At 43.1% G+C, this 6,842-nt stretch carries 8 protein-coding genes; 1 reads left to right on the top strand and 7 read right to left on the bottom strand.

What is annotated here, in order from left to right:
* The first annotated feature begins 103 nt into the window (after positions 1-103).
* Entirely contained in the window at positions 104-1,030 is a 927-nt protein-coding gene (locus W293_RS16625) for an IS30 family transposase (RefSeq protein ID WP_037025096.1), read from the top strand.
* A gap of 72 nt (positions 1,031-1,102) precedes the next feature.
* Here W293_RS16625 and W293_RS0115245 read toward each other — a convergent pair whose 3' ends face one another.
* The 7 genes from W293_RS0115245 to W293_RS0115215 all read right to left on the bottom strand — a co-directional run bounded on the left by W293_RS0115245 (position 1,103) and on the right by W293_RS0115215 (position 6,676).
* Complete coding sequence (locus tag W293_RS0115245; protein ID WP_025653247.1) at positions 1,103-1,354, bottom strand: helix-turn-helix transcriptional regulator; 252 nt, start codon at positions 1,352-1,354, stop codon at positions 1,103-1,105.
* A 183-nt stretch (positions 1,355-1,537) separates the two neighbouring features.
* Entirely contained in the window at positions 1,538-1,996 is a 459-nt protein-coding gene (locus W293_RS0115240) for a hypothetical protein (RefSeq protein ID WP_025653246.1), read from the bottom strand.
* Positions 1,997-2,182: 186 nt separating this feature from the next.
* Entirely contained in the window at positions 2,183-3,094 is a 912-nt protein-coding gene (locus W293_RS0115235) for a hypothetical protein (protein WP_025653245.1), read from the bottom strand.
* Between the two features lie 107 nt (positions 3,095-3,201).
* The gene (locus W293_RS0115230) at positions 3,202-4,299 is read right to left on the bottom strand and encodes a YqaJ viral recombinase family protein (protein ID WP_025651463.1); all 1,098 of its coding nucleotides are present in this window, start codon (positions 4,297-4,299) and stop codon (positions 3,202-3,204) included.
* A 109-nt stretch (positions 4,300-4,408) separates the two neighbouring features.
* Complete coding sequence (locus W293_RS0115225) at positions 4,409-5,401, bottom strand: DUF932 domain-containing protein (RefSeq protein WP_025651462.1); 993 nt, start codon at positions 5,399-5,401, stop codon at positions 4,409-4,411.
* 50 nt (positions 5,402-5,451) lie between these two features.
* Positions 5,452-5,742 (bottom strand): hypothetical protein, encoded by a 291-nt coding sequence (locus tag W293_RS0115220; protein WP_025651461.1) that lies wholly within the window; start codon positions 5,740-5,742, stop codon positions 5,452-5,454.
* A 142-nt stretch (positions 5,743-5,884) separates the two neighbouring features.
* The gene (locus W293_RS0115215) at positions 5,885-6,676 is read right to left on the bottom strand and encodes an inovirus-type Gp2 protein (RefSeq protein ID WP_227502350.1); all 792 of its coding nucleotides are present in this window, start codon (positions 6,674-6,676) and stop codon (positions 5,885-5,887) included.
* Between the last annotated feature and the right edge of the window lie 166 nt (positions 6,677-6,842).

Below are 6,842 nucleotides of genomic sequence, written 5' to 3'. Positions count from 1 at the left end.
CTTAGATTAACACATGAAGTGCAATATCAAAGAGCAGGTGAAAAAGAGGCCTAGATGCGCTAGCATCAAAGCTACTATCCACCGCCAAAGTGAGATTGCAACCATGAGCTATACACATCTAAGCCTAGAGGAACGATATCAGATTTATGCCCTTAGAGGGGCACAACATAGTATTAAATTTATAGCAGGGGCGTTAGGCAGAAGTCCCAGCACCATATCAAGAGAGCTTAGACGCAATAAAAGCCTACGAGGCTACCGGGCAAAGCATGCAGACAACACCGCTAAAGCGAGGCGAGCAAATAATGCCTTCACCATCATTTTAAACGTCTGGGACTGGGTCGTGACTAAGCTTAAACTGCAGTGGAGTCCTGAGCAAATAGCAGGCGTTCATAGTGGAGTCAGTCACACGAGTATCTATCGTTACTTATGGACGGATAAGAGGCAAGGCGGCACGCTATGGCAGTATTTAAGACGCAAAGCCAAACCCTATCGTCAAAGGCTTACCACTGAGACTCGTGGGCGTATTAATGACAGGATCTCAATTCATGAGCGCCCTCATGTAGTAAAAGAGCGATCCCGCATCGGTGATTGGGAAGCGGACACCATCATTGGTCAAAACCATAAACAAGCTATCGTGACAGTGGTAGAGCGAAAGACAGGTTTGGTTAAGATGAAGCGAGTGACTAAAAAGAGTGCTCATCTGGTCGCGGATGCGATGGTGGTAATGCTAACTCCAGTGAAACTACACGTTAAGACGATTACGTCCGATAATGGCAAGGAATTTGCGGATCATAAAGCCATTAAGCAAAGACTCTATAGTGGGTTCTACTTTGCTGATGCTTATGCCTCATGGCAACGAGGAACAAACGAAAATACCAATGGCTTGATTAGAGAGTACTTGCCTAAAGGATGTGACTTTAGACAAGTATCTGATGATGAGGTTCAAAACATTGAAGACAGGTTAAACAACAGACCAAGAAAACGATTAGGGTTTAAAACGCCAAACCAGGTGTTTTATTCCATTACTTAGCGTTGCACTTGGTGTGTTAATCTAGGAAAAAATAAACCGCCCTACTTTTAAAGTTAGGGCGGTCAGATAAATCTATACTGAACGTTCTGCAATCTTCGTATTAATCCATTCTGCAATCTCGCTTGCTACCCAAACTACTCTTACCTGTGTAAGCTGTACCTTCTTAGGGAATGTTGGGTCATAACGATCAGAATTTTCATTAACCATCTCATAAATCGTAGAACGACTAAGACCAGTATAGCTACCAACATCTTTAATACTCAGTAGTTGTGGTATGTGATTACATTGCTCGATTATTGGCTGTGCTGCGTTTGAATTTTCCATGATTATCTCCTAATTATTGTATGGGAACATCTGTTCTCATACAGTCAGGGAGTCCTGTATTTTTTTATGAGACTTATATCGTCCGATAGACCTTGTGCATAGATTAATAAAAAGGAGCTGAATCATCAGCTCCTTTTTCTGTGTTAAAAATACTTTTAATAATAAGTTTCATACATGACTATCTTAACTATTTATAGCTTTTCTAAGCCTTTTGTTTGTGTAACCTTTAGCCCGTTTATAAACATACTCTTCAATGAGATATAAAATAACTCGATCTTTGAAGAGACGTATGCTAATAGGACTTTGTTTATCTATACCTGATGGCGTACTCTTAGCTGAATCAGCTAGAATCGTACGCAGGCTTTCAATTTGAAGGTAGAGGGCATTAAATTCATAGTCTTCTAAAGCATCAACCCGTGAACCAACATATTCTACAACCATGAGCTCGTAAGCCTTGCCGCAAAATTCTTCTGTTTGGAACTTATAGCAAATATCGTCCCATACATTTTTAAGAGGTTTTGTTGTTACCGTATCTTCACCAAAGCTCTGTAAATAACGTTCAGTCTGATTGGCAATTCTTTTAGATATTTTCTTAGACAGTTGTACTGCAATACTTAATGCCATTATCTTTTCTAAATCCATTTTAGCTACCCTTACTTTAAACAATAATAATCTGTTTTTAATATGCCGTTATGAAGAACTAGCACATTGTAAGACTTAATCTAGGTATTAAGCCACTAAAAATAAACCGATAAGAATTAAAACAAGCGATCTAAAATCGCTTGTTTCAGCCTAACTAATTTATGCTGCATATCTAGCTTGATGGTTTTAGCTCACCGCCGTCACGCTTTGCCGTAGTCCTTGCTCAATGCTAGTCACGTTATGAGTGGCTAACCCATTCTGATAGCTCCCCTGCTGACTATTGCTTACGTCATCTGTCTGCATGGGATAAAACTCTTCAGCCACATCAAGTAAGCCATCGTTATCAATTTCAAAGGATGAATTGACGTAACCCTGTTTCGCAGCCTGTTCTAGCGCTGCTTGATCAAATCCGTGTTCGCTAAGCTCCGCATCAATTGCCTGTGCATCTTGCACTGCTTGCTTTAGTGTCACCCCATCACGTAGTGTTAAATCAACAAAGTAAATCGGCGTACGATAGCTTTGCGTGGTGCTTTTACCTCTTAGCGTTAATTGCAGGGGCAAACACGACAGCTTATTGCCTGACACCGCAGCAAAGTAGCTCAGCCGTGCGGCAAGCGTGCGAATACTATTAAAGCCTGTGGTGCGAAAGATAAACGTACCTAACTCATCATCTTCACTGAGATTAACGTACAAGCGACCATATGGCTTACAAGCACCGCCTTGCGCTAATGGACAACGATCAGGTGATGCGCAAGGCAATGTTTCCACACCATTACTTGTACGACGTTGACATTGCTCACCGTCACCCACGCATAGTGGGCGACCTGTTTGTCTATCGAACAGCGTGTACTCTGCTCGCAGGTTTAGCGTCGGATCGTTAAACAACATGCGTACCGGTATGTGTCTCAGCTTACCGTTACTGTGCTCGCGTAGCTTTTCATCTAGTGGATGATTGATCCAGCCATCCTTGTTCTGCACTTGACTGGTAATGGTGAATTGATCGTCTTTAGCAGGCAAACGCTTGCCGTCCTTTTGAATGACACGTCCGATGCTGATACGACCTAAAACTGGTGGGGTAATCGTGAGACCTTTAATCATGATGATAGTCCTTATAGGTTTAATAAAATGTGTTTAGCCATAAAAAAGCCCACCGATTAGGGTGGGCAGTTATGCGCTTGTTTTGGTTAAGTGTAGTAGGTTTCGACTTAGTCGTTTAAGATGACGAAGCGGCGACTACCTTGCTTGGTTTTACTAAATTTAGCTAATAGCTCAGGATGCGCTTTAATGACCGCTTTGCTATCCAAGCCGATACTATCTTTCGAGCGCTTCCAAGAAATAGCGCCCATCGAAAATACAGCCACCTCATTATGGGCAATCAGTGTTTGCAGCTGATGTTTAACTTGATCATGGCGCTGCTCTAGCTCTTGCATATAGTCACGGTAGCTCAGCAATTGCTCAAACAACTTGTTGGCACCATCATCATCTCGCAAATCAACCTTGCTTGAGGGCTTAGGCGTTGGATAAAGCAGCTTTAAGGCTTTGGCAGCTGACTCGCTATGATCAGGGGTTGGCGGCGTGTCTGTCTCAACATACTGCCAGAACTGACGCTCATGCTCCATGATGGACTCAATCAAGCGCTCATCCCGCTCAACCTTGTATATCTTAGCCTCGTGTCCACAAAGCAGCACGCAGATATGCGCCGCAGTTTTACCAGTGACCGCCAGCTGATGCTGCACTTGGCAGGTGACGTATAACGGCACGCCATGCTTCCAGAGCTTAGCACCATGTTCACCAGCAGTTTTGCATTCTAAAATCTGTACCTCATCACTACCAGTAATGGCATAATCTAAATTTGCTAGCATGAATGGCTGCTCAGGATGCTGCAAGATAGCGTTCACGCGGCGTACCTTATTCCCGGTATGCGCTTGGTAATATTTAGCGACCATCGGCTCTAAGGTATTACCCCAATAGAGTGGTGAATATCCTTCAATGCTCTCATCGATGTCGGAGCTCATGCGTCCTGTTTTAATCATCCATAACTCAAGCATCGATAAATACGGATGAATACCACAAGCGGCAGCGGCATCAGAGCTGCCAATGCCTTGTCTGCGTACCTGTAGCCAGTCCTCACGGCTTAAATCTTTAGTATTAATCAAACGCTTAGCAGTCGTTGAAGTATTAGATTGGTTAGGTTTATCAGCGGTAACGCTTTGCTTGGCTTTCACTACTGCTGGTTTAAGCCTAACGGTTGCACGCTTGGCTTGTCTTGGCTGAGTCGTGCTGTTTAGTGCGATCATGTTCATAACGAACTCCTTTGATAAATGGATTATGGGTATTAAATGAAATAAGCGGCATAAAAAACCACGCTCGAAGGCGTGGTTGATTGTATTGTTAGATTTTAAATGTGGCTGGTTAGGCCAGCATCAGTAGCGATTCCTCTAAACCCTTTTGTTTAAGCTTAGCGCCAGAGCCAAACCAAGCACCGTCTAATCGATGGTCTCTCGACATTGCTCTGCGTTCGTGATCGACGTATTCAGTGATACTGCATAGCAAGCCGTAAGCGGTGTCTTTAGCGGCATCAAGATCGGCTCCGCGACCTTGACCGTTAAACATGTTCATCACCTGATTCATCGCCTTGGCATTGGGCACCGCGTCTTTCTCTTTCTTAGCGCTGTTGAACAGAATGATGTCATTGTCCTGATCATTGAACACACGGCTAAGATAATTGGCGGCTTCTGCTTGAGTGACACGGCGCTCTGATAATTGCTTCATTTCATAGCTGTGCTCATCCCATTGCTTCACCGACACGCCTAGTTGCTGCTTGACCTTATCCGCATCAAACGAGGTGGAATGCGGAACTTTAACGACGCCTCCTGAACCATTCGCTAAGCTAATAGAAAGCGTGTTATTACAGACCACACGGATTGATGTGAACTGTGCTGTGGTCGCTAGCGTGCCATCACAAGCGGTTGCAAGAAGCAAGTAGCCATTACTGACATCTTTACCCTTAAGCGTTGCTGACTGCCCTGTACGAGCCAATGCCCATAGCTTACGGCCGCCCTTTAAGACGCCTGCGGTCTCTAATTCAAAATCAGACTGTTCCGTAAGATCACGATAGAACTCTAGAATCTCACGAGGTTGTACTTCTTGATAGCGCTGGCTAACGACTGATAATGGCTCAAAGTTATCAGAGCGGTACAACACCTTTTGCTCAGCAAAGGGCAGAATCAAATTGTGTCCTTTATCATTATTCGCCATGTAGCTCACGTCTGAGGATTCTATACGCCAGTCCATACCCGCTTGCTTTGCCCAGACTTCGATAGGCTGCTTGGGAGCCAGCTCATTACCTAAGCCATGCCAAGGGGTTTCGCCAACGTATGCCATTGATTCGATTAAATGTGCCATTATGATTTTTCCTTTTAGTTTTGATTAGAATTATGGGTTATATGGATAGGTTAAATGCTGAAAGTTCTTGAGCAGGTATTGCAGGTATAACTGGGCTTTGCTGCCAAAACGAGTAAGGGTGGCTGTTGTAGTTTGTCTTTAGCCAAGCTAATAGCAGAAGCCAGTGCCGTTCCTACCACCACACCGATTGCTGAATTGATTTTGTAGTACCTACAGATGCTTACACCAAGACCTGATAGGGCAGATTGTGAACACAGTTGCTCAAAGATATTAAAGGGACTGTCAGTATCCGTATTGCTTTTTACGTTCGCTGAATGACAGTGTGGGCAGATCGGTCTCATAAAGGACTCCTTTTTAGATTGCGCATAAAAAAGGCCTGCGATTAAGCAGACCTTTAATTAGGATAGTTTGGGGTTAAACAGTCAGGAGAGCGATGCTTCCTGACTGATCTCATAGGAATACTATATATCTAAAAATATTTTGTTATTCAGGCAAGCCTCTACGTTTTTTTGTACGATAAATACCATGACCAAAGGTACGCATGTTTGGTAACCAAAGTTTAAGTTGCTGCTCATTCTTGCTTGGCTTCGTTAGGTATAGAGCTGAAGCTAGAGCATTTTCAACTTCAATAGGATTATTTTGATGTATCATGCCGATACCTAGTTTGTCATGTTGCTTATACTGCTGCTTACGTTCTTTATCATGGTAGCTATAATATTCGCCTAGACCAGCGGTTACCTCCTTCCATTTCTCACCCACCTCTTTAGCAATATACCAATCATTCTGTCGCTCTGAACCATCATACATAAGCAGTAAATGACAGTGCAGCCCACCTTCTTCCCCACCTTGCTCAATAGCCCAAGCATTGCCTTGCAAATGCTCAAAGCAACTCTTTGGCTTGCAGTTTTTTGCTTTACCGATAAGCTCTCGAAACTTGCTCATGTGATAATTGAAGTCTTCAATGGTCACATGGTGGCTGGTTTCTTTTGCGTATTTTAGGTCGATACGTATAAAGAGCAGTCTTGAATAATGCCCGATTAGATTATTAATATAGCACCCTAGTTTATTTTTATTTTGAGATTCTTGGTAAATGAACGCATTACGTTCATTTTCAATATCATTTTTATAGCATGGCAGCATGTCGATAAAACGCTGAGTTTTATCATGATCCCAAATCACGTTTTCTGGATAGGTATCACCAACGATCGCTTGAGTGCTACTAAAAAATGATAAGACTGGCCGTGAGTAAAATAGCTCACTATCGAAGTGAGTCATGAACGGATAATAAAATCCGTTCAGTTTATTTAAGACCTCATTAAAACAGATAGTGTTCGCTAGTATATCTGTAACAAGACTATGGACGTTTGCAGCAGCTAGCGGTTGGTTTAGGTGTGAGTAAGACATTATGGTATTCCTATGAAGTTAGTTTCATAGGGTGGGA

The organism is Psychrobacter sp. TB67 (genome assembly GCF_000511065.1).
Taxonomy (GTDB): Bacteria; Pseudomonadota; Gammaproteobacteria; order Pseudomonadales; family Moraxellaceae; genus Psychrobacter; species Psychrobacter okhotskensis.
The sequence above is the reverse complement of the archived record's forward strand: the minus strand, read 5'-3'. Positions and strand labels throughout refer to the sequence as shown.